Here is a 26106-nt window from a genome sequence, read left to right on the forward strand (position 1 = left end):
GGCATAGATACGCCGAAAAGATCGGCTTCTATCAACAGAAACAGCTTTCGGGTTCTTTCGATCAGTTGGCCGGGCGACGCCTATACGTTTTCACGAACCGGCAGACGAACCAGAAGCGGTGACCCTCGCAGGATGGTTCTTGATTTAGGGCGCCAAAAATTTTCGATTTTCTTGAATCGCGAAACAATGAAGGCAATAGCCAGTTCGAAATCGGATGTACAATCTTCGCATGACGGAAACGCAAACGGGACCTGCGTTGAGATACCATTCCAAAGGTAAGGAAAGAACGGAGTAATACTTTGAAAAAGATAGCATTTGCATTGACGCTTGGACTTTTGTCCATACCGGCTGTTTCAGCTTCGGAAACCTTTAAAGAGACGTATGAGTGCAAGTTTGGCCGTGGCCTTGTCAACAAACCGACACCTGAATTCCTTGTGTTTTCGGTCGATGATTATGGTCGTTCCGCCTATATCCATGAGATCGAGATGCCAGATATCCATACACAGCCAGGACCAGCCAGGGTCAAGCGCGACAGTATTCGAAACTTGTCGGTTTCCTGGGTCGGTCGAGACTATGTCTATTCTGCGACTGGCAGAAGTTACGCGTCGAACGAGTCGCGTATTGACGCGATCGACCTGCTCAATCACGAGTTCACAGTGATTCTGGACCGCCGAACTTTGAAGGCGACCACACGATCAACCTCACACAGTGCGTACCTGCCGCGAGATGGTTTTGCCCGAGGGAAATGCAAACAGATACCCACACCATCCAGTTGATAAAAAGGTGCTGAAAATGAAAAGAAAACTTCTTGCTGTTGGTTTGTCTGTATTGGCCGCTGCCGCGCAAGCCGAAGTTGTGAACTATAAATGTGAGCTCCATAGTATCGAAGCTCGGGGGTGGATTCCGCCCGAGGTTTGGCTGAGCGTTGATGCTGAAAACAAGCGTGCTCGGGCTTATGATGGGGCGATACGCGCTTCGAATGAACTAGCAGGCATTTCCCCACAAACCCCGGCTGACACGAAATTCAAAGTAATACGAAGTGGTGAATATCGTTTGTCTTGGCACTTGACCCTACAGGCTAAAGTGTCGGGTAGTTACAGGGTTGCTTACACGGCAACATTCGACCCCAATACCAGCAACATAAAGCTCCGTGCCAGTTTCCCGCAAGCGAACGCGTCAAACCGACCAAGCGGCAGCGGGGCGTGCAAGCCCGTCTCGTCGCCGAATTTGTATTGAGAGGCAGCCCGGTTGTATCCCCGTCAAGGGTTTCAGCCGGTCAGCAAAAAAGTTTTGAACCCGGAGAGTGCCGAAGCCTCGGTAAAGCTCTGTAATCCGGTTCCGGTCGTGTCGCTGGTTTGGCAGGTCGGGTAAAATGTAAGAAGCTCAGCCAATTCCTCCATACGATCCAGTCGTGTCTTCGGCTCCAACAGTCCTGCATGTGTTGAAAGATATAGGGCAGGACGCTGTTGCTTCAACCAGGGCACCAGCGTCGGCAGCACCGAAAATTCAGCGCCTTCGATATCCATCTTCACCAAAGACACGGCGGACAGATCGTTCACTGCGGCGAACTGATCCCAGGCAATCGTCAGAGCATCGGTTCCGTGCGCGCCGTCGTGCAAAAGGGAACTGGTAGAATCCCCGGGTTCGCCACGAACCGAGGCCATGCGGGCGACACCGAACTTATCCGACAGCGCGACACCCAAAGCGGAAACGTTATTAATGTCATTCAGATCGAGATTCCAGGCCAGATGGCGGAACGCCGTGGGGTCGGGCTCAAAGCACCAGACATGGCGTGCCTTGCGCGCACCATAAAGAACTGTGGGCCCGATCCATGCGCCGATATCCAGGTAATCGCTTTCAGGCGAAAGATACCGGTCCATCACGGCAAAGGTTTCAGGCTCCCACTGGCCAGTGGAGGCTTTACGCCAGAACTTTGAATGATAAGGGTCCAGACGAAACGGCTCGCCGTTCAGGTTGCCCGCATAGTAACCGCGGGCGCGGTAGAACATCTTGCGCGCCTGTGTCAGCATCGCTTGCCTCCGGGTTTTCTTGTCTCGGCCCTTGACCTGCGGCGGCTGCCAAAGCATTTAACCTTGGGAACCGCAACTCAAATTTAAACAGGGGGCCGACATGGCTTTTGAACTTCCTGATCTTCCTTATGCACATGACGCGCTGGCAGCCAAGGGTATGTCCGCGGAAACACTGGAATATCACCACGATCTGCACCACAAAGCCTATGTCGACAATGGCAATAAACTGATCGCCGGCACCGAATGGGACGGCAAGTCGCTGGAAGAGATCATCGTTGGCACCTACGACGCAAATGCCGTCGCGCAGAACGGTATCTTCAACAACATCAGCCAGCTGTGGAACCACAACCAGTTCTGGGAAATGATGGGCCCCGGCGATAACGCCATGCCCGGTGAGCTTGAGAAAGCTCTGACCGAAAGCTTTGGTTCGGTTGATGAATTCAAATCGCAGTTCAGCGCCGCTGGTGCCGGTCAGTTCGGCTCGGGCTGGGCGTGGCTGGTCAAGAATGCTGACGGCTCGCTGACCGTGACCAAGACTGAAAACGGCGTGAACCCGCTTTGCTTTGGTCAGACTGCGCTGCTGGGTTGTGACGTTTGGGAACACTCATACTACATCGACTTCCGCAACAAACGTCCGGCTTATCTGTCGAACTTCCTCGACAATCTGGTGAACTGGGAAAACGTCGCGTCGCGGATGTAAGTCATTGAACCGACGCCGGTTTATCAAGGGCCTGCTGGCGGTGACGCTGGCAGGCCTAATCACATCAGTCTACGGGTTTTTCATCGAACCCGGCCTGCGGCTACGCGTGCGAAAATGGCGCGTCCGGCGAGAGGATTGGACTGCGCCGCCGCTCAGGATTGCCGTACTGGCAGATTTGCATCTGGGCGAACCTTTGGTCGGGCTGGACCGAATAAAACAGGTGGTACGGCGTACGAATGCGCTTGCGCCGGATATGATCCTGCTTCTGGGTGATTTCTTCGCAAGCCACAAAGGCGTTTTGCGTCCTGTCGAAATGAAAGATCTGGCACCGGTTCTTGCCAACCTTGAGGCCAAGAACGGCGTCTTTGCTGTACTTGGCAATCACGACTGGTGGGATGACCGGCAGGCGCAGCGCCGTGGTGCTGGCCCCAACCAATATGTCGATGCGCTGGAGCAGAGCGGAATTACGGTTTTGTCGAATACCGCCATCAAGCTAGAAGCTCTTGGTTTCTGGTTGGCGGGTCTTGAAGATCAGCTTGCGATCTGGCGCAACGGTAAACCGCAGGGGCTGGATGATCTGTCGGGGACACTGGCGCAAATCACCGATGATGCCCCGGTTGTGATGATGGCGCATGAGCCCGACATCTTCCCTCAAGTGCCCGACAGGGTGGCTTTGACGCTATCCGGTCATACGCATGGCGGTCAGATTCGTCTGTTTGGCTGGTCGCCGATCGTGCCCTCCAAATACGGCAACAGATATGCCTATGGGCATGTGCGCGAAGGCGGGCGTGATTTGGTTGTGTCCGGCGGAATCGGATGTTCCATCCTTCCGGTTCGATTTGGTGTAACCCCCGAGATCACGGTTATCGAACTGTCTGCCTAAAGACCTGAGGCTTCACCAAATCGACCAGCCCAATGTCTTGCCCGCATATGTGCGGCAACGATGCACAGCTGCTTTCGGTCAGACTCTTTCGCGACCTGCCGGGTTTACCGCAGCTTGTCGCGCAGGGCCGTCATCGCTGTTTCTGCATCTTCAGCCCAAATGACAAAGTCACCCAGTGATCGATCAGCAAAGCCTTGCCCGATCACCTGATGCAACAGGGTTTTCAACGCATCCCAATAGCCGTTCACATTGACGATGACGATGGGTTTGTCGTGCAGGCCCAGCTGCCGCCAGGTCAGCGCTTCAAAAAGCTCGTCCAGTGATCCCGGCCCACCGGGCAGGACAACAACGGCGTCAGCGTTCATGATCATGACCTTTTTCCGCTCGTGCATGGTTTCGGTGATCACGAAATGGGTCAGGTCGGTCTTGCCGACCTCTCGTTTGACCAGATGCACCGGAATGACGCCAAAGGTCTCGCCACCGGCCTGTTGCGCGGCCCGGGCGACTTCGCCCATCAGCCCGACATCTCCGGCACCGTAAACCAACCGCCAGCCTTCCTGCGCAAGCAGGCTGCCAAACTGTCGTGCGGTTTCAGAATAAGCCTTCTCGGCCCCATTGCGTGACCCGCAATACACACAGACGGATTTCTGAGACATGAAAGAGACGCTCCGGGGTTGTGTCAGAGGTTTTGACCCCTGATAGCGGGATTGATAGATTGGCTCAACTGTCCGCTGGAAGGCTTTTGAAGACAAAGCTTTTGTACGGCGGGGTGAAAGGAAAACAATGGACGCCAAATCGGGAAACGGAAGCTCGGGCAATTTTGTCTGGGGTGTGATTGCGGGTCTGGTTGCCGTGCTGGGCGTTGGGGGTTTGTATCTGTCCGGCGCTTTCACCAAAGCGCCAGAGCCTGAGGCGGATGCACCGCAGGAACCCGCGTCCGTTGCAGCCACGCAGCCGCAGGAACAAGCCGCCGAAGCGCCCGCAGAAACCGCCACAACAGAACCAGCTGAGCAGGCCACCGTAACACCGGATGAGGCACCAACCGCTGAACCTGTCGAAGATACGGCTGCGGCAACAGATGTTGTTCCAGATACTGAACCTGCGGCGGCTCAATCGGAAGAGAATGCACCGGCACGCACGGCCCCCCCGGTTTTAGATCAGATTTTTGTTGAAGCAGATGGAACGGCGCTTCTGTCAGGTGACGCCGAACCGGGCAGCCAGATTGAAGTTCTGTTGAACGGTGAAACCGTGCACACGTTCACGGTGGACAGCAGCGGGCAGTTCGCCGAGTTCGTCTCGATCCCCTTCAGCGATGCCGCGCAGGGGCTAATCCTGCACAGCAAAAACGGCGGGCAAACAACCCGGTCTGACGACTATCTGATCGCCGCTCTGCCGAAGCCGGTCGAAGAAGAGCCGGTTGCGCAGAAACCTGATGCTGCCGATCAGGGCGAAACAACCGAAGCTGAAGAACAGATAGCCTCGGCGGTTGTCGATCCAGAGACCGAAACCCAAGCTGAGACCGAAACATCAGACCCTGTGGCGACCGCGCCAGAACCCAGCGAAGCGCAGATTGCCGACCAGTCGGCAGAGACATCTGAAACGGGTCAGCAGATCGCGGTACTGCGGTCGGGCGAAGAAGGCGTTGAACTCGTGCAGCCACCCGTGGTTCGGGATACCCCGCCGGAACAGGTCGCGCTGGATACCATCGGGTATTCTGAGACCGGTGATGTCCAGTTGACCGGGCGAGTACAGGACGGCGCGGCCATCAGGGTGTATCTGGACAATCGTCTGGTTGCCGACCTCACTCCGGAACAGGATGGATCCTGGCGGAGTGATCTGGACGGTATCGACCCCGGTGTTTACACGTTGCGTGTTGACGCGGTGAACACGGACGGGAAGGTCCTCAGCCGGGTCGAAACCCCGTTCAAACGCGAGCCTGTGGAAGTTTTGGAAGCAGCATCAGGTGGCGGTGACGGAACGGCCGCGCAGGACAATGCCCCGGCAATCCGGTCGGTCACTGTGCAGCGGGGCGACACGCTGTGGGCGATCTCGCGTGACCGCTTTGGTGATGGCATCCTGTATGTGCGCCTGTTCGAAGCCAACCGCGACTTGATCCGCGACCCGGATCTGATCTATCCGGGGCAAATCTTTACGATACCGGAATAATCAACGCGCTGGCCCTTTGCGGGCCAGAGCCTTTCTCTGACCGCAGACAAGGTACGTGATGAGACGAACATCTCCGATGGCCTCGAGTGACGGGGTGCAGAGCGGCGGGCGCAGTTCAGGCTGGCGCACAATCCGCAAGGTCGCGCCCTACCTCTGGCCGCAGGACGAGGTTTGGGTAAAGCGCCGCGTGGTTATTGCCATGGCGATGCTGGTTTTGGCCAAACTGATCGCGGTTTATACCCCAATCCTTTACAAAGGCGCCGTTGACTCATTGGCAGGTGAAGGCGTGCCGCCGCTAGCGCTGGGCGCAGTGGGTGTGACGGTTGCCTACGGCGTGGCGCGCATGATGACGGTTGGGTTCCAGCAATTGCGGGACGCCGCCTTTGCCCCTGTTGGACAGCGGGCCTTGCGGGCGCTGGCGCTGGAGACGTTCAGACATATCCATAACCTTTCCATGCGCTATCACGTCTCGCGCCGCACCGGCGGGCTGAGCCGTATCATCGAGAGGGGCGTCAAAGGCGTTGAATTCCTGCTGCGTTTCCTGCTGTTCTCAATCGGGCCGCTGATCCTTGAGCTGTTGCTGGTAGCGATCATCCTGATGTGGTTGTTCGACGTCTGGTATCTGGTCGTCGTCGCCGTCACCATCGGCCTTTACATTTGGTTCACCTTTGCCGTGACCGAATGGCGGGTAAAGCTGCGGCGTGAGATGAACGACCAGGACACCGAAGCCAATCAGCGCGCCATTGACAGTTTGCTGAACTTCGAAACCGTCAAGTATTTCAACGCGGAAGCGCGCGAAGCTGCACGTTACGACGTGTCGATGAAAGCCTATGCCGGGGCGGCGCTGAAAACCGCCTATTCGCTGGCGTTTTTGAACTTCGGCCAATCCTTCCTGATCACCTGCGGCCTGATCGGAGTCATGGTTCTGGCAGCAATTGGCGTTCAGAATGGAAACCTGACCGTGGGCGATTTTGTCATGGTCAACGCCTACATGATCCAGATCACCGTTCCGCTGAACTTCCTGGGGACGGTCTATCGTGAGATCCGGCAATCGCTGGTTGATATGGGGCAGATGTTTGATCTGCTCGAACAACCTGCCGAAGTCACCGATCAGCCCGATGCACCCGACCTTGCGGTCAATGGTGGTGAGGTCACACTTGACGATGTGCATTTCGGTTATGACCCTGAAAGGGAAATCCTAAAGGGTGTTTCCTTGATGGTTCCTGCCGGGCAGACGGTCGCAATCGTCGGGGCAACCGGGTCTGGCAAGTCGACCATCGGGCGGCTTTTGTTCCGGTTTTACGACGTGACCAAAGGCGCGCTGAAGATTGACGGGCAGGATGTGCGGAATGTGACCCAGACCAGCCTGCACGCGGCCATCGGCGTTGTGCCGCAGGACACGGTGCTGTTTAACGATACCATTCGCTACAACATTGCGTATGGGCGCGACGATGCCACCCCGGAGGATGTCGAGGCCGCAGCCCGCGCCGCCCAGATTCATGACTTCATCACATCGCTGCCCGACGGATACGACACCATGGTGGGTGAGCGCGGTCTGAAACTGTCCGGCGGCGAAAAGCAACGTGTTGGCATAGCGCGGACATTGCTGAAGAACCCTCCGATCCTGTTGCTGGACGAGGCGACCTCGGCCCTGGATACCGACACAGAACAGGACATCAAGGATGCGCTGGCGCACGCAGGGGAAGGGCGGACCGTGATCACGATTGCCCATCGCCTCAGCACCATTGCCGAGGCTGATCGGATTGTTGTTCTTGAGGCCGGTGAGATCATCGAACAGGGCACACATGACGAGCTGTTGGCACGGTCTGGGCGATATGCTCAACTGTGGAACCGCCAGCAGTCGGACAGTGAGGCCGCCTGAGGGGCTCATCTTGCCCGCGGAATGTGCTAGGATGCGCCGTGCATGAAGGGGAACGCCATGATCAATGGATTAGCAAGACGAATAGTACCTGTCGCTGTTGCGGTTCTTCTTCCGGCTATGGTCGCGGCTGACCCGATCGAGGGCGTTTGGAAAACCGAGCCTGATCGAAAGAACCTGATCTCGCATATCCAGATATCCGCCTGCGCGGACAAGTTCTGCGGCACGATACTTTCGGCTTTTGATTCATCGGGCAAAGAAGTTCAAACGCCGAATATCGGGAAAAGCTGTTCTGGGATGTGTCCAGCGAAGGCGGTGGAAAATACGGCGGGGGTGAGTTCTGGGTTCCCCTGATCGACGTTGATGCTGTTCCACAGATGACGTTGCAAGGTGACAAGCTCATGGTCAAAGGCTGTGAACATGCGATTTGCGCGCACCAGACCTGGTCCCGACTGTGACGGCAGAAAACGAAAAGGACCGGGAATCCCGGTCCTTTCATCCTTATTCTGCAGCTTTTAGCGGCGATCCCGGAACCTGATCTATAGGCTCGTCTCGCGGCCGGGTCTCGGATTGTGACGGCTCATCCCACACAATCTCGGTCGCCTGGAGCTTGCGGGCCGAGCGGCCAATAGCCATGTCCTGCGCGATCTGACTGGACCGCCCCGCAGTCACACGGGCAAGCCCGCGGCTGAGCCAGACAGCGTAAGTTGTCACCCAGACACGCAGTGCCAGAAGCGACGGCGTCACGATCAGTGTAAGAACAGTGGCGATGCCAAGACCAAAGACAACCGCTGTGGCCAGCTGTTTCCACCACAGGGCGGTGGGACTGTCGATGGAATAGCCGCCGTTGATAAAGTCCAGCGAAAGCCCAAACATCATCGGGGTAAGACCTGCCATCGTGGTCAACGTAGTCAGCAGAACCGGGCGGATGCGGGATTCCGCAGTGCGGACGATTGCATCGATCCTCGGCATATAGGCACTGTATTCCTGATAGGTATCGATCAGAACAATGTTGTTGTTCACCACAATTCCTGCCAGCGCAACGATACCGGTGCCCGTCATGATGATCGAGAAGGGTTGCTCCATTACGATCATGCCGATCAGAACCCCGGTGGTCGAAAGAACAACCGCCAACAGCACCAGCACCGAATTGTAGAACGAGTTGAACTGGGCCAGCAGGATCACGAACATCAGCCCCAATGCGCCCATGAAGGCGTTCACCAGAAATGCGCCGGATTCTTCCTGCTCTTCCTGATCACCGGTCCATTGCCAGCTGATCGAGTTGGCAAAGGGGCTGGTTTCCAACCATTCGGTCAGAACTGCGATCCGCTCATTCGGGTTGATCAGGGCGAACTGCGCGTCTCCTGCGTCAATCACGCTACGCAGTTGATCAATACTCTCTGCACCGGTCAGTTGAACCAGTTCGTAGGACTTTCCACCGTCGCCGTCTAGCACGGTGCCGGTAGGAGTATAACCGTCGGTCACTTCACGCATTACGGCCAGACGTTCTTCTTTCCCGTCCGGCCCTTTGGTCACAACCTTGCTCAGCCCCGGTTCGACATCCGCCTTGACGTCATAATAACGTTGCTGGTCGACACGGTTGATCTGGGCCAGTTTCGCCACGGGTTCCCGGGTCACGAAGTTCGACAGCGGAACCAACCCGTCCGGAGTGCGGACCTTGAGCGTGTCCAATGTCGACAGCACGCGATCCTGTTCCGGCAATCGGACACGGATCTCGATCTCTTCATCCGTGCTGTCGGGGCGCATCTCACCCAGCAGGATGCCGCGTGTTACCAACTGCACCATGGCACCGACGGTGGCCACATCAGCACCGAACCGGCCGGCCTTGGCCACGTCGACGTCGATCTGCCAGTCGATGCCCGGCAAGGGCAGGGTGTCTTCGGTTTTGATCAGCCCCGGCGTTTCGTCAAAGACCTGGCGCGCGGTGACGGTGGCCGATGTAAGCTCGTCCCAACCATCCCCCTTGATGCGCAGGTGAACGGGCTTGGCCGAGGCCGGGCCCTGTTCCAATGCCAGAATTTCAACAACGATACCGGGTATTGTCGCAAGTTTGTCGTTAAGATCGTCGATTACGTAATCGCCATCAAATTCTGGAGCCACAAAGTGGCGCTCAAACAATCCCCACAAAGCGGATTCCGAAACGTTCGGGCGATCTTCCCATGGTATAATTTCGAACTGGACGCGCCCCACCGTGTCCGCTGGTGCCTGCGCACCGCCGGTGTTCTGGTTCAGACCACCTTCGCCTGCAAAGGAAAAGACGTTGATTACTGCCGGATGAGATCCAATGATCTGTTCGGCCTGCAGCACCATCTCGTCTTTTTCAGCCAGTGACAGGTTGCCACGGGCACGGACGTAAGCAGTTGCCTGTTCCGGTTCGCTTTCAACGAAGAATTCGACACCTCGGGATTCCTGCGGGAACCAGACGAAGGTCACGAAATACACGGCAGAGAAAACTGCCGCCAGCGACACAATCGGCATGATCGGGTTGCCGACAAGGAACCCGATCACATGTCCGAAAGGTGTGTGTTCGTCAGCGGTGTGGACGTGGTCTTCTTCCGCTCGTTCGAACTTGGCCGCGCTCAGCGTTACAGACCCGGCAAAGGCCCCGAACAGGAACAGCAGGGCACCGGCGACCACTCCTCCGGGCAGCAGATAGTCAGGGTTCAGAACCTGCATTGCGCCAAGGAAAATCATGTAGAGCGACGGGGGCACCATCACCGCCCGAACCCACCACCGGGTACGCGCCCGGAGCCAGTTCGAAGACCGGTCAAAAACGCGGCTCAGACGCCCCGAAACGCCTCCCATGACCGGCAGGTAGATCAGCGCCACAATCAGCGAAGCCGACAGAACAAAGATCAGCGTGACCGGCAGCATCCCCATGAATTCACCCGGAATACCGGGCCAGAACAGCATGGGCAGAAAGGCACATAGCGTCGTCGCGGTCGAGGATACGATGGGCCAGAACATACGTTGGGCCGCCTCGACATAGGCATGCATCGGGCCGACGCCTTCCTTGATGCGTTTGTCTGCGTATTCCACCACCACGATGGCACCGTCGACCAGCATCCCCACGGCCAGAATGAGGCCGAACATAACGATGTTCGAGATACTGATGCCCATGACCGCCAGAAATGCGAAACACAGCAGGAACGAGGTCGGAATTGCAAAGCCCACCAAAAGCGCGGCCCGCGTACCCAAAGAGGCCAGAACCACGATCATCACCAGAGCGATTGCGGTCAGAACCGAGCCTTCAAGCTGGCTGACCATCGAACCGACAATGCGGCTCTGGTCGTTCGACGTTCCAAGCTCGACCGCGGCCTGAAGCTCGGGCGGCCATTTGGTCTTGGCCTGAGCTATGGTTTCTTTCACCTGCGTAACGGTGTCGATCAGGTTATAGCCCTTGCGTTTGACAACTTGCAGCGCGACGGTCGCCTCGCCGTTGAAGCGGGCGGTACCTTCGCGATCTTCAAATGTGTAGTTGATCTGCGCAAGCTCACCCAGCGTTACAACCCGGTCGCCATTGACCTTGATCGGCAAGCCATAAACATCCTGCGCCGTTTTGAACGACGATGGAATCTTGACCGAGAATGTACCCTGGGCAGTTTCGACTTCGCCCGCTGCGATCAACTGGTTGTTGTTTCGTACGACATTGATCAACTCGGCCGCGGTCACGTTGTATGCTTCAAGCCGCAGGGGGTCGATGATGACCTCAAGCAACTCGTCACGATTGCCCGCGATACCCGCTTCGAGAACGGAATCCAGCGCCTCAAGCTCGTCCTGCAAGTCCTTGGCGACACGGGCCATTGTGCGTTCCGGAACAGCTCCGGTCAGGTTGACGATGACGATCGGGAATTCGGAAAAGTTGATTTCCGTCAGCGAGTATTGTTCCGCACCTTCAGGGAAATCAGCCTGGGCCGTGTTCATGGCATCGCGCACGTCCGCCATGATCGAGGTCTTGTCCCAGCCGAATTCAAACTCCAGCGCGACCCCGGCATAGCCTTCGGCCGCAGTCGACGTCATTTCCTTGAGCCCGTCGAGATCCGCCAGTTCGGTCTCCATTGGCTTGACCAAAAGGTTTTCCGAGTCTTCCGCTGAAATCCCAGGAAACTGCACCGAAACGAAAAGGGCAGGGATTTCGATATCCGGTTCACCCTCTTTCGGAAGCGAGACATAGGCAAAGCCGCCTACGACCAGTGAAATGGCGATGAACGCCATAACCATTCGGGCCCTGCCTGCGGCCCATGCGACGATACCCGTCATTGCGAGGCTTCCCGATAAGTAGGTGCAACGGTAACACCGCGGATCACGAACTCCTGCCCGACCACGATGATATCAACCGTTTCCGGAAGACCGTCGATCCAGACACCTTCGGCGGTGTCGCGCAGGATGCGGACTGGCATGAAGTCAACAACGTTGCCTGCGCCAACTGTGCGCACACCCAATTGCCCTTCGTTGCTAAGTGTCAGCGCCGATTGCGGCAGCAGGTGGGCTTTCGCGCCCTCGGCGGCGATGCTGATTGTCGCCGTCTGACCGTCGCGAATGGTCAAGTCGGGGTTCGGAACGGTGATTTCCACCTCGAATGTACGTGTTGTCTCGTCCGCGGACCGGCTCAGGAACGTGACCCGCCCCCCCAGTTGCCGACCGGTCACAAGTGTTGCCGAGGCTTCGGACCCAACAAGCACCCGATTGACTTCGGTCTCGGGCACGAAGCCGACCAGCTTGATCGGGTCCAGTTGAATGACGGTCGCGCAAAGTGATCCAGGCTGCATCAGGCTGCCCAGTTCTGCAGTGTCGCTTTCCAGCAAGCCCTTGAAGGGGGCTTTGATGGTCAGGCGGCCAACCTCTCGCTGTGCGGCCTCGACTGCTGCTGCGGCTGCTTCGATGCCTGCACGCGTGGCTTCCAGTCCGGCTTCGGCTGTTTTCACACCGGCTTCCGCTGAGCTCATCACCGCTTCGCTGGAGATGCGACGGGTTTCCGACGCATAGCCGGTTTCAGCCAGTTTGCGCGAGGCTGTCAGGTTGATCTCGGCCTCGGCCACAAGCGCATGTGCCTCTGTCAGGCGTGCTTCGGCTTCGGGTATGCGGCTCTGGGCTTCCAGTTTGCCCGCCATGGCTTCGGCCAGTTGCGCCGGGCGCGTGCCGGGATCAAGCTCGCATAATATATCACCCGCCTCAACAAACGCACCTTTGCGTTTAGGTTCAGAGATAACGGTGGACGTGGTTTCCGAAAGCACTTCGACCTGCCGGTTCGCCTTGGTCTGACCACGCAGCAGCACGGCGCTGTCAATTTCACGCGCTTGCGAGCGCAGGGCGACAACACCCACTGCAGAGATATCGGAGTTATCGGTTTCCGCTGCTTCGTCTTGTGTCGCTTCCCCAGCTTCACCGCGCCCGGCAAAGGCGAACAAGGTGTCACGTTCAAACACCAAAAAATACAGTGCAACAATCACGAGAAGAGCGTTGATGAAAGAAATCAAACGCATACAGTGTTTCTCCTAAGAATCTGCGCCATTAAAACTTGGGCTGTTACGCCTTGAAATGGGGTTTGTTCGGCATCTTTTCCATACTGAACTGAATAGTTCGGTTTTCTTTTTTTCGCAAGAGGGAAGCATAGCGGTCAAAATGTGCAAAATCGGACCCTTGGCTTGGCGTTGGTGCCGGGGTATGACATGGCGCACTTATACAAGATTGACAGCCCGGGGGCTTGGATGAGCGATACTGACAGTTTCATTGATGAGGTCACCGAAGAGGTGCGCCGCGACCGGATCTATCTGCTGCTGCGTCGCTGGGGCTGGCTGGGCGTCGTCGCGGTCGTGTTGATCGTAGGCGGTGCGGCTTTCAATGAATACCGCAAGGCGCGGGCCACGGCGCAAGCTCAGCAATTGGGTGACACGATTCTTGCTGCGTTGTCCGAAAATGACCCGGCTGCAAGGGCTGCAGGTCTTTCGCAGGCAGAGGCGATGTCACCGGGCGGGAAAGCCGTGCTGGATATGTTGCTGTCCGCGTCACAGATCGAATCCGGATCCCGAGAGGACGCGGTCAACAGCCTTAACGCGGTGGCCGTACAGGGCGACCTGCCCGAGATTTACCGCGCGATTGCAAGCTTCAAATCGCTGCTGTTGCAAGGCGATACCTTGCCAGCCGCCGACCGACGCCAGCAGTTCGAGGCGTTGGCAGCCCCCGGAGCCCCGCTGCGGTTGCTGGCGGAAGAGCAGTTGGCCCTGATTGATGTGGCCGATGGCAATGTCGATGCTGCGCTGGACCGGTTGCAGGCACTGCGGCAGGATGCCGAGGTGGGTATCGACCTGCAACAGCGCGCCGCGCAAATGATCATTGCTTTGGGTGGCGAACCTGAACCTTTGGTGGCGCAGCAAGGCTGACCAGGCGGGACAAAAAACTTAACGACAGGCGAGTTCGGAGTATCATGGTAAAAAGATTTTTTTCCCGCACGGGAATGCCTTTTGCGGCGCTGGCCCTGACCGCATTGGCGGCCTGTGAGCCGCCCGAAGCCATTCTGCCCGGTGAACGCGAGGATATTCGCCCTGTTTCAGATCTGGAAACGGTCGAAAAGCGCGGCTCGCAACCGATCAGCTTGCCGGGGCAACAGGTCAACGCCAACTGGTCACAAAGTCCGGGAACGCCCGCGTACCGGACCACGCATGCCGCTTTGCGCGCGACGCCACAGCGGATCTGGTCAGTTTCGATCGGGCAGGGTGACTCGCGCAAGCAGCGCATTACCGCCGAGCCGGTGGTTGCGGGCGGATTGATCTTTACACTGGATTCAGGGGCGACGGTTTCAGCGGTCACCCAGCAGGGGCAGTTGGCATGGGAAACCGATCTGATCCCGCCAAGTGATGGCGACTCGGACGCAACAGGTGGTGGCTTGGCTTATGCCGACGGCGTCCTTTATGTGTCGTCAGGGTTCGGTCGGCTGACTGCGCTGGACGCCAAATCGGGTTCTGTGCGCTGGCAAAAACGCTTGGAAGCGACTGGCAGCGGCGCACCGCTGGTGAACGACGGGCTGTTATACGTTGTGGCCGGAGACGAAACCGGCTGGGCTGTAAACACCAAGGACGGACGCATAGCCTGGCAATTCGAAGGCACACCAAGCGTCGGGAACGTTCTGGGTGCGCCTGCGCCTGCAATCGCATCTGATCTGGCGGTATTTGCCTTTGGCTCGGGTGACGTGGCGGCCACTTTCCGCCGCGGTGGTATCCGCCGCTGGAACGCGTCTGTTGCAGGGGGGCGTCGCGGGCGCGCCGCGGCGCAAATCGTCGATGTGACTGGCGGTCCGATGGTTGTCGGCAACAGTATCTACATCGGCAATCACTCGGGCCGGACCGTCGCATTTGATGCCGCTTCCGGTGAGCGCCAGTGGACAGCAGACGAAGGTGCGGTCGATACGGTCTGGCCTGCGGGCAACAGCATCTTCCTGATCAGTGATCGCAGCCAGCTGGTGCGTCTGAACGCGGCGGACGGGTCTGTCATCTGGGCGCAGGATCTGCCGGGCTTCGTCAAGGACAAGCGTGGCCGCCGGGGACCGATCTTTGCGCATTACGGCCCAATTCTGGCCGGGGGTCGTATTGTGGTTGCGTCCAACGACGGGTTTCTGCGGTTCTTCAATCCAGTTGACGGAACACTGGTTCATCAGGCTGAAGTTCCCGGAGGCGCAACAGCATCCCCTGTTGTGGCCGGGCAGACGCTGTATGTTGTTTCGACCAAAGGTGATCTACACGCTTTCCGTTGACGGCAAGATGCGTTAAAGGGCGCAACTTGAGTCTTGAAAGTAGAGTATCATGTCGCTGACCCTCGCTATCGTGGGGCGCCCGAACGTGGGCAAATCCACATTGTTCAACCGCCTCGTAGGCAAACGTCTGGCGCTGGTCGACGACCAGCCCGGTGTGACGCGTGACTTGCGCGAGGGCGAAGGGCGTCTGGGCGATCTGCGCTTTACCGTAATCGACACGGCCGGGCTTGAAGACGCGACAGATGACAGTTTGCAGGGCCGGATGCGCCGCCTGACCGAGCGCGCCGTGGACATGGCCGATGTCTGCCTGTTCATGATCGACGCGCGGGTCGGGCTGACGCCCACGGATGAGATGTTTGCAGAAATCCTGCGCAAGCGGTCCAAGCACGTGATCCTTGCGGCCAACAAGGCTGAAGGCAGCGCAGCGGATGCCGGGGTGCTCGAGGCATACAATCTGGGTCTGGGTGAACCGGTGCGCATGTCGGGTGAACATGGCGAGGGGATGACCGACCTTTATGCTCAGCTGATGCCATTGGCGGATGCAGCCGAGGAAAAGCAGGTCGAAGAAGCCCCGGAAACAGATATTGAGTTGGATGAAGACGGTGAGGGCGAAATGCCCCTGATCACCGCTGCCAAGCCTTTGCAAGTGGCCGTGGTTGGCCGTCCGAATGCGGGCAAGTCCACGCTGATCAACAAGATCATCGGCGAAGACCGCCTGTTGACGGGACCTGAGGCCGGGATCACCCGTGACGCTATCAGCCTGCGGATCGATTGGGCCGACCCGGATGGAGAAAGCATTCCGATGCGGATCTTTGACACGGCAGGAATGCGCAAGAAAGCAAAGGTACAGGAAAAGCTGGAAAAGCTCTCGGTGTCAGACGGCTTGCGCGCGGTGAAGTTTGCCGAGGTTGTCGTCGTACTTCTGGACGCGGCCATTCCATTTGAACAACAGGATCTGAGAATTGCCGATTTGGCCGAACGCGAAGGCCGGGCTGTTGTCGTTGCTGTAAACAAGTGGGACGTCGAGGAAAACAAGCAGGAAAAGCTGCGGGAACTGAAAGAAGCCTTCGACCGCTTGCTGCCGCAGCTGCGCGGTGCCCCTCTGGTCACCGTCTCGGCAAAAACGGGTCGCGGGCTGGAGAGATTGCGCGCCGCCATCCTGCGCGCCCATGATGTCTGGAACCGCCGAGTGCCAACCGCGGCGTTGAACCGGTGGCTGACTGCCATGCTGGAACAGCACCCGCCGCCGGCCCCGCAGGGCCGCCGCATCAAGCTGCGCTATATGACCCAGGCGAAAACGCGGCCGCCGGGTTTTGTTGTGATGTGTTCTCATCCCGATAAGATGCCCGAAAGCTATACCCGCTATCTGGTCAACGGGTTGCGTCAGGACTTTGACATGCCTGGCACCCCAATCCGTCTGACGCTGCGCGGGCAGGGCGACAAGAACCCGTATAAGGGGCGGCGCAAGAAAAATGCGGGCGCATTGGCCAAGCATCTCAAGGGCCGCGCGTAACTGCGCCAATTTTCAGCATCTTACCTCACGGGGGCGTGACAGTTTCTGTTCTCCGCGCTAGCATTCATGCGTGTGCATTTGTTTGGGCAAGCACTGCTTGCACGCGGACTAGCCGCACCTAGATTTGAACAGAAAACTGAACGGCCATCGTAAGGAGACGGCTGGATGGATTTGAGGGAATATACAAGACATTACGCGGTGCAGGACAACAGATTGGCCGCGGCAAGTTATTTTGGCACATTTGCGGTGTATTTCGCGTCGCTGACCGTTGCGATCACATTTGTTGATCGATGGTACATCATGATACCCGCCGGGATCGTGTTCGCCTTTGCCGCAGTACGGCTTTATGTGCTGCAACATGATTGCGGGCACCACTCTCTGTTCGAGACACGTATGCAAAACGAATGGGCAGGGCATGGCCTGTCTCCCTTCACTTTCGCCCCGTTCGAGGTGATGAAACAGAACCACAATTTGCACCATGCGGGCATCGGAAATCTTGAGCACCGCGAGACAGGTGAAATTCACACGATGACCCTGCGAGAGTGGAATGCAGCTGATTGGAAAACACGTTTGTTTTACCGGCTGTATCGCAATCCGTTCATCCTGGTTCCGGCCGGCGCGTTGTTCACCTATTTCATCCGATACCGCTGGCCCAAGAATACGGCGCGTTTTGGCGCCAAAGGTGTGGTGTTGCACAACCTGTCGATCGTTGTTTTTCTTGGATTGTTGTATCTGATCGCGGGTATGACGGGCATTTGGGTCTGGCTGGTGTTTTCCTTTTTGGGTGGAATGCTGGGCGTCTTCCTCGTTTATCTTCAGCACAATTTCGAAGACACCTATTGGGATCGCCGCCCCGATTTGAACCCTCAGACAGCAGCGCTTGAGGGGTCATCCGCGCTGGATTTCGGATGGTGGTTCGATATGGCTGTGGCTTGCATCACGTTGCATGACATCCACCATTTCAACGCGCGTATCCCATCATATCGCCTGCGTGCCTGCCACTATAACCTGCCGCCGGAATATACCCCCCGCCGGATCAAATTTCCCGAGGCCGTGGCAGCATTGAACCTGAAGCTATGGGACGAAAATGCCAAGCGCCTCGTACCCTTTCCGAGAGACAACCGAACCGCTGGTCTTGCCCATAACTAAGCTGGCAGAACAGAGGCGACCACCACACAGCTTGCGGGCTCGTGTATCTTTTGTATATACGAGTCGGTAACGAGACAGAGAGAGGACCTATAATGACCGCAGTGACCGACATAAAAGGTGTAGGAGAGGCACTTGGCCAGGCCCTTGTTGCCAATGGCTTCAAGACGGCCGAGGCGATAGCCAAGGCCACTCCTGCTGATTTGGTCAAGGTCCCTCGGATCGGTGAGGCGCGCGCGCTGGTTTTGATTGCATCTGCCAAAGATGCCGTTGCTGCAAAACCGCCTGCTGCGAAACCGGCAACACGCCGAACTGCGGCCCGGACGCCCGCGACGCGCAGACCGACCGCACGCAAAGCCGCACCCCGCAAAACAATCGCCGCAGCCGCAGCCGAGAAACGGGTCGAGGAAGCCGCACGCAAGGCGGCAGAAGAAAAAGCAGCCGCCGAAAAAGCCGAGGCTGCTGAAAAGAAAAAGGCCAAAGCCAAGGCTAAGGCCGAAAAAGCCGCGAAGAAGCGCAAAGAGATGGAAGCCGCTTTTTCAAAGGCCAAGGATAAGGTGAAAGCCAAATCCAAAAAGGACAAGAAGTCAAAAAAAGACGGAAAAAAGAAAGACGGTAAAAAAAGCGGAAAGAAGAAGGACAAGAAAAAAGCGAAGAAGTAAAACCTCTTCGCCTTCTGTTGATGTCCTAACCGGTGCCTGACGGCGCCGGTTTCGTCTGTCAGGCCAACGTACCGTCCAGTTGCAGGGTCAGTTTGCCGCCCAGATAAGGACCAAGTGCGTCGGGCAGCGAAACAGTGCCGTCATCATTCTGCCCATTCTCCAGAACAGCGATCAGGCAACGCCCGACAGCCAGACCGGAACCGTTCAGAGTATGAACAAATTCGGGCTTGCCACCATTTTCAGGCCTGAACCGGGCATTCATCCGGCGTGCCTGAAACGCGCCTGTAGTCGAGACCGAGCTGATCTCGCGATAGGTGTCCTGTCCGGGCAGCCACGCTTCGATATCATAGGTGCGGCGCGCGCCAAAGCCCATATCACCGGTGCACAAAACAACAGTGCGATAGGGAATACCCAACTGTTCCAGCAGATCCTCGGCGCAGCGCAACATGCGCTTTTGCTCATCGTCTGACGCGTCGGGATGGGTGATCGAGACCATCTCGACCTTTTCGAACTGGTGCTGGCGCAGCATCCCTGCGGTGTCCTTGCCCGCACTTCCGGCCTCGGACCTGAAACAGACGGTATGGGCGGTCATACGGATGGGCAGGGCAGACTCTTCAAGAATGTCACCGGCCACTGAATAGGTCAGCGTGACCTCGGAGGTCGGGATCAGCCACCAGCCATTGGTCGTCTGATAGCTGTCGTCACCGAATTTAGGCAGTTTATCAGTGCCATACATCGCCTCATCCCGAACCAGAACCGGTGTCTGCATTTCTGTCAGCCCGTTCTTGTCGATATGTGTGTCCAACATGAACTGGGCCAGCGCACGGTGGAGCCGGGCAACCCCCTTGGACAGGTTCACAAACCGGCTGCCGCTGGTTTTGGCGGCGGTTTCGAAATCCATTGCGGCTGCGACGGCGGGAATGTCGTAGTGCTCTTTCGGTGCAAAGCTGAAATCGCGCGGGGTGCCCCAGCGGTTGACTTCGACATTGTCGTTTTCGTCCGCGCCTTGCGGCACGTCATCGGCGGGCAGGTTGGCGATGCGGGCCAGTTGATCGGTTAGCAAGGCATCCAGATCCTTGGCCTCGGTCTGCATCCGGGCGACTTCGGCCTTTTTCTCGGCGACCAGCGCCCGCAGGCGTTCGAATTCAGCCCCGTCGCCGCGCCCTTTGGCTGCACCGACTTCCTTGCTGGCCTTGTTTTGTTCGGCCTGTGCGGTTTCGGCTGCCAGAATCTTGGCACGCCGGCTTTCGTCCAGCCTCAGCAGATCTGACGACACCGGCGCGTCCCCACGGCGCGCTAGGGCGGCGTCGAAAGCGGCAGGGTTTTCGCGAATGGCGCGGATGTCGTGCATGTCTCAGATCCTTGAATGCGTGAATCACTGAACCCGCTTATGCACCATCTGCGGGGCAGGGTGTAGCACCGGTTACGACTTATCAGCGTCTTCGTGGGTTTCATGCGCCAGATGGCCCTCCCATGCCCCGGCCGGTATTTTAGGCTCAGGCGGGTCAGCCACATAAGAAGGCGTCATGATCTGCACATTGTTTTCGTTAAATACCGCAACAATGTTTCGATGCAGGTCCGAACGGATTTTGGGAATGATGCTGCCGCGGGTGGTATAGCCGTTGATCTGATAGTTGATCGCGTAGTCGGCCAACGCCGTCCACAGCACAAAAGGTTCAGGATTGGCCTTGATACCTTTGGTGCGGTTGGCGGCCTCAATCAGCATCGCCTCAACCTTTTCAGGGGGTTCTTCGTAGCCGATGCCAACGGTCGTGTGCAGCAACAGCCCGTTACCATCAGTTTTCTTCGAAAAGTTCACGACATCTGAATTCATCAACTGTGCATTGGGGATTGAAATCAGTTCGTTCTTGATCGACTTAAGATGGGTCTCCATCAGTTTGATCTGAACGACATCGCCGATATGGTCTCCGATTTGGATACGGTCGCCGATTGAGGTAGACCTGCGGTAAATCACAAACAGCCCGGCCAGCATGTTGGACACGACTGAATTCGCGCCCAAAGACAGCATGGCGCCGACCAGAAGGGTTAACCCCTGGAACGCGGCCGAGTCTGAGCCCGGAATATAGGGAACCGCAAAAACCAGCGCGATCAGAATAACGACGACACGGGCAATGTTGAACGTCGGGTTGACCCAGTGTTTTTCGAAATCACCCATTTCGAACGAACCGGCTTCGACCGCATCAAAGAACACGCGCAGACCTTTGATGATATACAGCGTGACCCATGTGATCAGGCCCAGCATAATCAGATTGGGGATATAGCTGAGGATGCCCCGGAAGATAAGCAGCACCGGCTCGGTCAGATAGGTTAGCAGAAGCTGTGCGAAATATCTGGTTTCCGCAAAAGCCAAAAGAACAAAGGACAGGTAATAGTAGAAACCGAGAAAGAAGATGATCAGCAGCACGAAGTTCAGACCATAGCGGATAAGGGCCGCGATTGCTTCGGCCTGAACGCTTTTGGCTGTCGCCGTTTCGACATCCTTTAAGTAGCGTTTTACCAGCTTCAATGTGCGACGCCTGATCCGACGGTGCAGCCACAGGATTGTGACAACAAACAGGGCAAATCCCAACGTCCAGGCAGCCGCTTCGATAGCACCGGAAACGCGCGCCTGATCGGTTCGGTTGGCTCGATACGCCTCAATGGATTGTTTGATCGCATTGCCATGCAAAACGCTCAGAACACTTAGTTCCATCTGATCCAGTTCAGAGTCAGCTTTAGTAACGATCGAGATTCTTTGGCCATCGGCCAGAATCCAGATGCCAAATTCGGTCTCTTCATATGTGATCTCGACCAAAGGTGCTTCCGACGCTTCCGCAACCGCAATGATCTTGTTCTGTACGTCCTCGGCGCGCTCCGGAGCAGGCAGAGCGCTTGATCCTCGCACCTGAAACAGAACGTCCCCGTCCACGATGACCGGGGCCATGAACGTGTCCGATTCCGAAGTCTCGGACAGGGGCGATTCAGCGGGTGCTTCCTGCGACAAGGCCGCACCAGACAGCCACACGCTCACCGACAGGGCAGTCAGTAAATAAAGCAACGAAAGGAAAGGCTTGAGTGGCCGTGTCATGTGTCCCCCTTCAGATAAACTATACCCGGTTTCGGTTATGTTCCTAGGACATATCTGCAACGCTTTGCCCGTAGTTGCCGGGACATGCCTGTATTCAAGTGGGTTACATGACCGCCTTTGCTTGCAAACCGACATTTCAAAGCATAGGTTCCGCCCAAATTTGCGGAACTGTGCCGCAAGACTAGAACAAAGGAATGTCCCATGGATGGTGGCGCAATCGCCCAGTTTCTCCCGCTGATCCTGATCTTCGCGATCATGTATTTCCTGCTGATCCGTCCGCAGCAAAAGAAGATGAAGGAACATCAGGCCATGGTTGATGCCGTGCGTCGGGGTGATCAGGTGATCACGCAAGGCGGCGTGATCGGCAAGGTATCGAAGGTCAAGGAAGGCGATAACGAGATCGAGGTCGAAATCGCCGAGGGCGTCAAGATTCGCGTGGTCAAATCGACCATCGCCCAGGTTCTTAACAAGACCGAGCCGGCGAAGTAACTTCGCGCGACAATTCCTTGAAAAGGCAGGGTAATGCTGCAATTTGATACCTGGAAGCGGGTTCTGATCTGGCTGGTCTGCGTGACCGGTCTGCTCATGGCCCTGCCAAACGCGTTTTACACGCGGGTCGAGCAATCCAACGACGCCAAGGCTGCGATCGAGCTGGGCAATGACACGCCGCAGATACAGGCTGAAGCCGCGCAATGGCCGAACTGGCTGCCGTCATCCCTGGTCAATCTTGGCCTCGACCTGCGCGGCGGTGCGCATCTGCTGGCTGAAGTTCAGGTGCAGGACGTCTACGAATCCCGGATGGAGGCGATGTGGCCGGAAATCCGCGACGCGCTGCGCGATGAACGTGCCACGGTGGGAACCATCCGCCGTCAGGACTCGGCCGCGGATGAGATTCGCGTGCGCATCAGCCAGCCCGAAGGAATGCCACAGGCGTTGGAGGTTGTTCGCGGTCTGGCCCGGCAGGTGCAGACACTGACAGGTGTAGGTGCCACAGATATCGAAGCCCGTGCGGATGGCGACACGATTGTTGTTCAACTGTCCGAGGCAGAAAAACTGGCCTCGGATGATCGCACGGTGCGTCAGGCGCTGGAAATCATCCGCCGCCGGATCGACGAAGTCGGTACGCGAGAGCCCACAATCCAGCGTCAGGGGACGGATCGCATCCTGATTCAGGTGCCGGGTATCGGCAGTGCGGGCGAACTTAAGGAAATTATCGGAACAACGGCACAGTTGACGTTTAATCCGGTTGTCGGGCGCGGAACCGATCCGGATGCCGTCGCAGGCGTCGGTGAAAAAATCGTGCCGTCGATTGACGAAAACGAAGTTTATTACAACATCGAATCCGCTCCGGTCGTGACAGGAGAGGAACTGGTCGACGCCCAGCCGTCCTTCGATCAGAACGGCCGCCCTGCGGTCAACTTCCGGTTCAACACATCCGGTGCGCGCAAGTTCGGGGATTATACCCGTGACAACATCGGCGCACCCTTTGCCATCGTGCTGGATGACGAAGTGATCTCGGCCCCCGTGATCCAAAGCCATATCCCGGGCGGGTCGGGCATCATCACCGGTAACTTCACCGTTGAGGAAAGCACCAATCTGGCCGTCCTGCTGCGTGCCGGTGCTTTGCCTGCAGGGCTGGAGTTCCTGGAAGAACGCACCATCGGCCCCGAACTGGGGCAGGACAGTATCGACGCAGGTAAAGTTGCCACAATCGTGGCCTTTGTCGCGGTGCTGGTATTCATGGCGCTCAGCTATGGCCTGTTCGGTGTCTTCGCCAATATCGCGCTGATCATCAACGTGGGCCTGTTGTTCGGCTTGCTGTCCCTGATCGGCGCAACACTGACACTGCCGGGGATTGCGGGGATCGTTCTGACGGTCGGTATGGCAGTGGATGCCAACGTGCTGATCTTTGAGCGCATCCGCGAAGAACTGAAATCCGCCAGAGGTCCGGCCCGCGCCATCGATCTGGGCTATGAAAAGGCGTTGTCGGCCATTCTGGACGCCAACATAACCACTTTCATCACCGCCGTTATCCTGTTTGCCATGGGCAGCGGCCCTGTGCGCGGGTTCGCGATCACTCTGGGCCTGGGTATCCTGACATCCGTCTTCACCGCGATCTTCGTGACGCGCCTGATGGTTGTCATGTGGTTCGAACGCCGCCGACCGAAAACGATCGAGGTTTGACATGAGACTGAAACTCGTACCGCAGAACACCTCGTTCGACTTCTTCAACCGTTGGAAAATCTGGCTTGGAATCTCCGGCCTGATGATGGTGATTGCGTTCACCTCATTTCTGCTGCAGGGGCTGAACTTCGGCATCGATTTCCGCGGTGGAACCACGATCCGGACCCAAAGCAATCATGCAATCGACGTGGGTGTATACCGCGATGCTTTGTCTCCGCTGCAACTGGGTGACGTCACCATCACCGAGATTTTTGATCCAAGCTTCGGTCCCGATGAAAATGTCGCGATGATCCGTATTCAGGCTCAGGAAGACGCCGAAGCGGTCACCGCAGATGTGATCACCCAGGTCGGCGAAGCGCTGGCTGCCGCAGACCCCGGACTAAAACTGCCCTTTGAAAGCGTCGAATCCGTTGGCCCAAAAGTGTCGGGCGAGCTGATCCAGACTGCTGTTATCGCGGTTGTCTTGGCCATCGGTGCCGTTCTTGTCTACATCTGGCTGCGCTTTGAATGGCAGTTTGCACTGGGGGCAGTTGCCGCATTGGTGCACGATGTGATCCTGACCATCGGCATCTTCTCGGAACTGCAAATCCGCTTTGACCTTGCCATCATCGCGGCGCTGCTGACCATCGTCGGCTATTCGCTGAACGACACGGTTGTCGTCTTCGACCGGGTGCGCGAGAATCTGCGGAAATACAAAAAGAAGGACCTCAAGGAGGTTCTGAACATCTCGATCAATGAGACCCTGAGCCGGACTGTCATGACCTCGGTTACTACGTTGCTGGCTTTGATCTCACTTTATGTTCTGGGTGGCGACGTCATCCGCGGCTTTGTCTTCGCGATGATCTGGGGTGTCGTTGTCGGGACCTATTCGTCGGTCTTCGTGGCTTCGACCATCCTGCTTTGGCTGGGGGTCAAGCGCGACTGGTCCAAACCGTCGAATACGGCGGGCAACCAGTTTGCCAATATTGATGCCTGAGGCTCTACAACAGGCCTTGGCTCTGCCGGGCCTCACTTGGCTGATCCTTACCATTGGAGCCGCGGGACTTGTCCGCGGCTTCACAGGTTTTGGCACCGCGATGATCTTTGTGCCGGTGGCGACCCAGTTCCTGCCAATAGCGGATGTGGTCTTTCTGATGGCCGCCACCGGTATTGCATCAACCTTTGCCTTGGCTCCGCAGGCGTGGAGGGATTGTGACAAGGTCGAAATCAGCACTCTGGGCTTTGCCGCAACGATAACCGTTCCGCTGGGGCTGTGGATCATGGTGCAGGTGGACTCGGTTGCGCTGCGCTGGGTTGTTTGCGGCATTACCGGTCTGACCCTGCTGGCCGTGGTGACCGGCTGGCGATGGGAAGGGAAACTGGGACTGCCCGGACGTCTCGCCATCGGCGGCAGCGCAGGCGTTGTCGGCGGCATGACCGGGCTGACTGGTCCGGTTGTCATCGTATTCTATCTGGCCAGTTCCACCGACGTGCGCAAGATTCGTGCCAACACGATCATTTTTCTGGCATTGCTGGATGTTGTCATCGTTTTCAACATCCTCATCAGCGGTGCCGCCGATTTGTCGATCCTGTGGATTGTCCTGCTGCTGTGCGTGCCTTACCTGACCACTACACTAATCGGCAAAGCACTGTTCGACCCGAGACTTGAACGGATCTACCGCCTCGCGGCCTATTCGGTTATCCTTATTGCCGTCATTTCCGGGCTGCCGCTTCTGGATTGAAGAAGGGACATCATGCGTCTGAATCAGATTACTTTTACAGATGCCAAACCCATAGATGGGTACGGCCCCGGTTTTTTCCGAATTGGCGGCGATGTCTTCCACGGCGCTTTCCTGACAGGCCCGGCAGGCCCGGCAGAGTGGGCCGGCTATGAAGACCGACACCCCCTTCTGGACCTGGCGGACAGGATCGACGTCCTGCTTATCGGCACGGGCGCGGACATGGCCCAGATCCCCCAATCGCTACGGGTTGAGTTGGAAAATGCCGGACTTGGTGTTGAAGTCATGAACTCTCCCGCCGCTTGTCGCACCTACAATGTGCTGCTCGCTGAAGGCCGCCGCATCGCACTTGCCCTGATCCCAGTCTGA

General features: G+C 57.4%; 23 protein-coding genes. 17 read left to right on the forward strand and 6 right to left on the reverse strand.

What is annotated here, in order from left to right:
• Positions 1–299: 299 nt before the first annotated feature.
• Together ACR0AP_RS00640 and ACR0AP_RS00645 are read left to right on the forward strand one after the other, a co-directional pair.
• Positions 300–776: a hypothetical protein gene (locus ACR0AP_RS00640; protein WP_480504651.1), complete on the forward strand. Its 477-nt coding sequence runs from the start codon at positions 300–302 to the stop codon at positions 774–776.
• A gap of 16 nt (positions 777–792) precedes the next feature.
• Entirely contained in the window at positions 793–1236 is a 444-nt protein-coding gene (locus ACR0AP_RS00645; protein ID WP_480504653.1) for a hypothetical protein, read from the forward strand.
• A gap of 32 nt (positions 1237–1268) precedes the next feature.
• Here ACR0AP_RS00645 and ACR0AP_RS00650 read toward each other — a convergent pair whose 3' ends face one another.
• Entirely contained in the window at positions 1269–2030 is a 762-nt protein-coding gene (locus ACR0AP_RS00650) for an FkbM family methyltransferase (RefSeq protein WP_480504655.1), read from the reverse strand.
• A gap of 100 nt (positions 2031–2130) precedes the next feature.
• Here ACR0AP_RS00650 and ACR0AP_RS00655 point away from each other — a divergent pair, with 100 nt between their 5' ends.
• The gene (locus ACR0AP_RS00655) at positions 2131–2730 is read left to right on the forward strand and encodes a superoxide dismutase (RefSeq protein WP_209503468.1); all 600 of its coding nucleotides are present in this window, start codon (positions 2131–2133) and stop codon (positions 2728–2730) included.
• Between the two features lie 4 nt (positions 2731–2734).
• The gene (locus tag ACR0AP_RS00660; RefSeq protein ID WP_480504657.1) at positions 2735–3613 is read left to right on the forward strand and encodes a metallophosphoesterase; all 879 of its coding nucleotides are present in this window, start codon (positions 2735–2737) and stop codon (positions 3611–3613) included.
• Between the two features lie 104 nt (positions 3614–3717).
• Here ACR0AP_RS00660 and ACR0AP_RS00665 read toward each other — a convergent pair whose 3' ends face one another.
• Positions 3718–4269 (reverse strand): LOG family protein, encoded by a 552-nt coding sequence (locus ACR0AP_RS00665; RefSeq protein WP_267366848.1) that lies wholly within the window; start codon positions 4267–4269, stop codon positions 3718–3720.
• A 127-nt stretch (positions 4270–4396) separates the two neighbouring features.
• Here ACR0AP_RS00665 and ACR0AP_RS00670 point away from each other — a divergent pair, with 127 nt between their 5' ends.
• Genes ACR0AP_RS00670 through ACR0AP_RS00680 form a run of 3 tightly spaced genes read left to right on the forward strand, consistent with a single transcriptional unit; the run spans position 4397 to position 8012 of the window.
• A complete protein-coding gene (locus ACR0AP_RS00670) occupies positions 4397–5779 on the forward strand; it encodes a LysM peptidoglycan-binding domain-containing protein (protein WP_480504659.1) in 1383 nt (460 codons plus the stop codon).
• A gap of 58 nt (positions 5780–5837) precedes the next feature.
• Positions 5838–7661 carry an ABCB family ABC transporter ATP-binding protein/permease gene (locus ACR0AP_RS00675; RefSeq protein WP_480504661.1) on the forward strand — a complete coding sequence of 608 codons (1824 nt, stop codon included), beginning with the start codon at positions 5838–5840 and terminating at the stop codon, positions 7659–7661.
• A 57-nt stretch (positions 7662–7718) separates the two neighbouring features.
• Positions 7719–8012 (forward strand): DUF2147 domain-containing protein, encoded by a 294-nt coding sequence (locus ACR0AP_RS00680; protein WP_480504663.1) that lies wholly within the window; start codon positions 7719–7721, stop codon positions 8010–8012.
• A gap of 147 nt (positions 8013–8159) precedes the next feature.
• Here ACR0AP_RS00680 and ACR0AP_RS00685 read toward each other — a convergent pair whose 3' ends face one another.
• Positions 8160–11939: an efflux RND transporter permease subunit gene (locus ACR0AP_RS00685; RefSeq protein WP_480504665.1), complete on the reverse strand. Its 3780-nt coding sequence runs from the start codon at positions 11937–11939 to the stop codon at positions 8160–8162.
• Entirely contained in the window at positions 11936–13162 is a 1227-nt protein-coding gene (locus tag ACR0AP_RS00690) for an efflux RND transporter periplasmic adaptor subunit (RefSeq protein ID WP_209503480.1), read from the reverse strand. Before ACR0AP_RS00690 ends, ACR0AP_RS00685 begins: the two co-directional genes overlap by 4 nt.
• 225 nt (positions 13163–13387) lie before the next feature.
• Between ACR0AP_RS00690 and ACR0AP_RS00695 the strand changes: the two genes are divergently transcribed.
• From ACR0AP_RS00695 to ACR0AP_RS00715, 5 genes are all read left to right on the forward strand, one after another.
• Positions 13388–14059: a hypothetical protein gene (locus ACR0AP_RS00695; protein ID WP_480504667.1), complete on the forward strand. Its 672-nt coding sequence runs from the start codon at positions 13388–13390 to the stop codon at positions 14057–14059.
• Positions 14060–14103: 44 nt separating this feature from the next.
• Positions 14104–15426 (forward strand): PQQ-like beta-propeller repeat protein, encoded by a 1323-nt coding sequence (locus ACR0AP_RS00700; RefSeq protein ID WP_480504669.1) that lies wholly within the window; start codon positions 14104–14106, stop codon positions 15424–15426.
• A gap of 49 nt (positions 15427–15475) precedes the next feature.
• Positions 15476–16939, forward strand: a complete 1464-nt coding sequence (der, locus tag ACR0AP_RS00705; RefSeq protein ID WP_480504671.1) for a ribosome biogenesis GTPase Der — start codon at positions 15476–15478, stop codon at positions 16937–16939.
• 165 nt (positions 16940–17104) lie between these two features.
• Entirely contained in the window at positions 17105–18088 is a 984-nt protein-coding gene (locus ACR0AP_RS00710) for a fatty acid desaturase (protein ID WP_480480324.1), read from the forward strand.
• Between the two features lie 92 nt (positions 18089–18180).
• The gene (locus ACR0AP_RS00715; RefSeq protein WP_480504673.1) at positions 18181–18747 is read left to right on the forward strand and encodes a helix-hairpin-helix domain-containing protein; all 567 of its coding nucleotides are present in this window, start codon (positions 18181–18183) and stop codon (positions 18745–18747) included.
• Positions 18748–18805: 58 nt separating this feature from the next.
• Here ACR0AP_RS00715 and serS read toward each other — a convergent pair whose 3' ends face one another.
• On the reverse strand, positions 18806–20098 hold the full coding sequence (gene serS, locus ACR0AP_RS00720) for a serine--tRNA ligase (RefSeq protein ID WP_480504674.1): 1293 nt from the start codon (positions 20096–20098) through the stop codon (positions 18806–18808).
• A 72-nt stretch (positions 20099–20170) separates the two neighbouring features.
• Positions 20171–21835, reverse strand: coding sequence for a mechanosensitive ion channel family protein (locus ACR0AP_RS00725; protein ID WP_480504676.1), 1665 nt, complete (start codon positions 21833–21835; stop codon positions 20171–20173).
• A 201-nt stretch (positions 21836–22036) separates the two neighbouring features.
• Between ACR0AP_RS00725 and yajC the strand changes: the two genes are divergently transcribed.
• Genes yajC through ACR0AP_RS00750 form a run of 5 tightly spaced genes read left to right on the forward strand, consistent with a single transcriptional unit; the run spans position 22037 to position 26106 of the window.
• Entirely contained in the window at positions 22037–22324 is a 288-nt protein-coding gene (yajC, locus tag ACR0AP_RS00730; protein WP_209503494.1) for a preprotein translocase subunit YajC, read from the forward strand.
• Positions 22325–22357: 33 nt separating this feature from the next.
• Entirely contained in the window at positions 22358–24019 is a 1662-nt protein-coding gene (gene secD / locus ACR0AP_RS00735) for a protein translocase subunit SecD (RefSeq protein WP_480480332.1), read from the forward strand.
• A gap of 1 nt (position 24020) precedes the next feature.
• A complete protein-coding gene (gene secF / locus ACR0AP_RS00740; RefSeq protein WP_480504678.1) occupies positions 24021–24995 on the forward strand; it encodes a protein translocase subunit SecF in 975 nt (324 codons plus the stop codon).
• Positions 24988–25740 (forward strand): TSUP family transporter, encoded by a 753-nt coding sequence (locus ACR0AP_RS00745; RefSeq protein WP_480504680.1) that lies wholly within the window; start codon positions 24988–24990, stop codon positions 25738–25740. The genes secF and ACR0AP_RS00745 overlap by 8 nt, the downstream gene beginning before the upstream one ends.
• A 12-nt stretch (positions 25741–25752) precedes the next feature.
• Positions 25753–26106 (forward strand): Mth938-like domain-containing protein, encoded by a 354-nt coding sequence (locus ACR0AP_RS00750; RefSeq protein WP_480504682.1) that lies wholly within the window; start codon positions 25753–25755, stop codon positions 26104–26106.

Source organism: Ruegeria sp. AF7 (genome assembly GCF_056541885.1).

What these genes read in the sequence shown, in the direction of transcription:
- ACR0AP_RS00690 (WP_209503480.1), bottom strand. Translation starts at nt 13,162, where the DNA reads ATGCGTTTGATTTCTTTCATCAACGCTCTTCTCGTGATTGTTGCACTG.
- ACR0AP_RS00710 (WP_480480324.1), top strand. Translation starts at nt 17,105, where the DNA reads ATGGATTTGAGGGAATATACAAGACATTACGCGGTGCAGGACAACAGA.
- secD (WP_480480332.1), top strand. Translation starts at nt 22,358, where the DNA reads ATGCTGCAATTTGATACCTGGAAGCGGGTTCTGATCTGGCTGGTCTGC.
- ACR0AP_RS00725 (WP_480504676.1), bottom strand. Translation starts at nt 21,835, where the DNA reads ATGACACGGCCACTCAAGCCTTTCCTTTCGTTGCTTTATTTACTGACT.
- ACR0AP_RS00645 (WP_480504653.1), top strand. Translation starts at nt 793, where the DNA reads ATGAAAAGAAAACTTCTTGCTGTTGGTTTGTCTGTATTGGCCGCTGCC.
- serS (WP_480504674.1), bottom strand. Translation starts at nt 20,098, where the DNA reads ATGCACGACATCCGCGCCATTCGCGAAAACCCTGCCGCTTTCGACGCC.
- ACR0AP_RS00715 (WP_480504673.1), top strand. Translation starts at nt 18,181, where the DNA reads ATGACCGCAGTGACCGACATAAAAGGTGTAGGAGAGGCACTTGGCCAG.
- ACR0AP_RS00685 (WP_480504665.1), bottom strand. Translation starts at nt 11,939, where the DNA reads ATGACGGGTATCGTCGCATGGGCCGCAGGCAGGGCCCGAATGGTTATG.
- ACR0AP_RS00700 (WP_480504669.1), top strand. Translation starts at nt 14,104, where the DNA reads ATGGTAAAAAGATTTTTTTCCCGCACGGGAATGCCTTTTGCGGCGCTG.
- ACR0AP_RS00695 (WP_480504667.1), top strand. Translation starts at nt 13,388, where the DNA reads ATGAGCGATACTGACAGTTTCATTGATGAGGTCACCGAAGAGGTGCGC.
- ACR0AP_RS00665 (WP_267366848.1), bottom strand. Translation starts at nt 4,269, where the DNA reads ATGTCTCAGAAATCCGTCTGTGTGTATTGCGGGTCACGCAATGGGGCC.
- ACR0AP_RS00675 (WP_480504661.1), top strand. Translation starts at nt 5,838, where the DNA reads ATGAGACGAACATCTCCGATGGCCTCGAGTGACGGGGTGCAGAGCGGC.
- ACR0AP_RS00650 (WP_480504655.1), bottom strand. Translation starts at nt 2,030, where the DNA reads ATGCTGACACAGGCGCGCAAGATGTTCTACCGCGCCCGCGGTTACTAT.
- secF (WP_480504678.1), top strand. Translation starts at nt 24,021, where the DNA reads ATGAGACTGAAACTCGTACCGCAGAACACCTCGTTCGACTTCTTCAAC.
- yajC (WP_209503494.1), top strand. Translation starts at nt 22,037, where the DNA reads ATGGATGGTGGCGCAATCGCCCAGTTTCTCCCGCTGATCCTGATCTTC.
- ACR0AP_RS00745 (WP_480504680.1), top strand. Translation starts at nt 24,988, where the DNA reads ATGCCTGAGGCTCTACAACAGGCCTTGGCTCTGCCGGGCCTCACTTGG.
- ACR0AP_RS00670 (WP_480504659.1), top strand. Translation starts at nt 4,397, where the DNA reads ATGGACGCCAAATCGGGAAACGGAAGCTCGGGCAATTTTGTCTGGGGT.
- ACR0AP_RS00680 (WP_480504663.1), top strand. Translation starts at nt 7,719, where the DNA reads ATGATCAATGGATTAGCAAGACGAATAGTACCTGTCGCTGTTGCGGTT.
- ACR0AP_RS00655 (WP_209503468.1), top strand. Translation starts at nt 2,131, where the DNA reads ATGGCTTTTGAACTTCCTGATCTTCCTTATGCACATGACGCGCTGGCA.
- der (WP_480504671.1), top strand. Translation starts at nt 15,476, where the DNA reads ATGTCGCTGACCCTCGCTATCGTGGGGCGCCCGAACGTGGGCAAATCC.
- ACR0AP_RS00750 (WP_480504682.1), top strand. Translation starts at nt 25,753, where the DNA reads ATGCGTCTGAATCAGATTACTTTTACAGATGCCAAACCCATAGATGGG.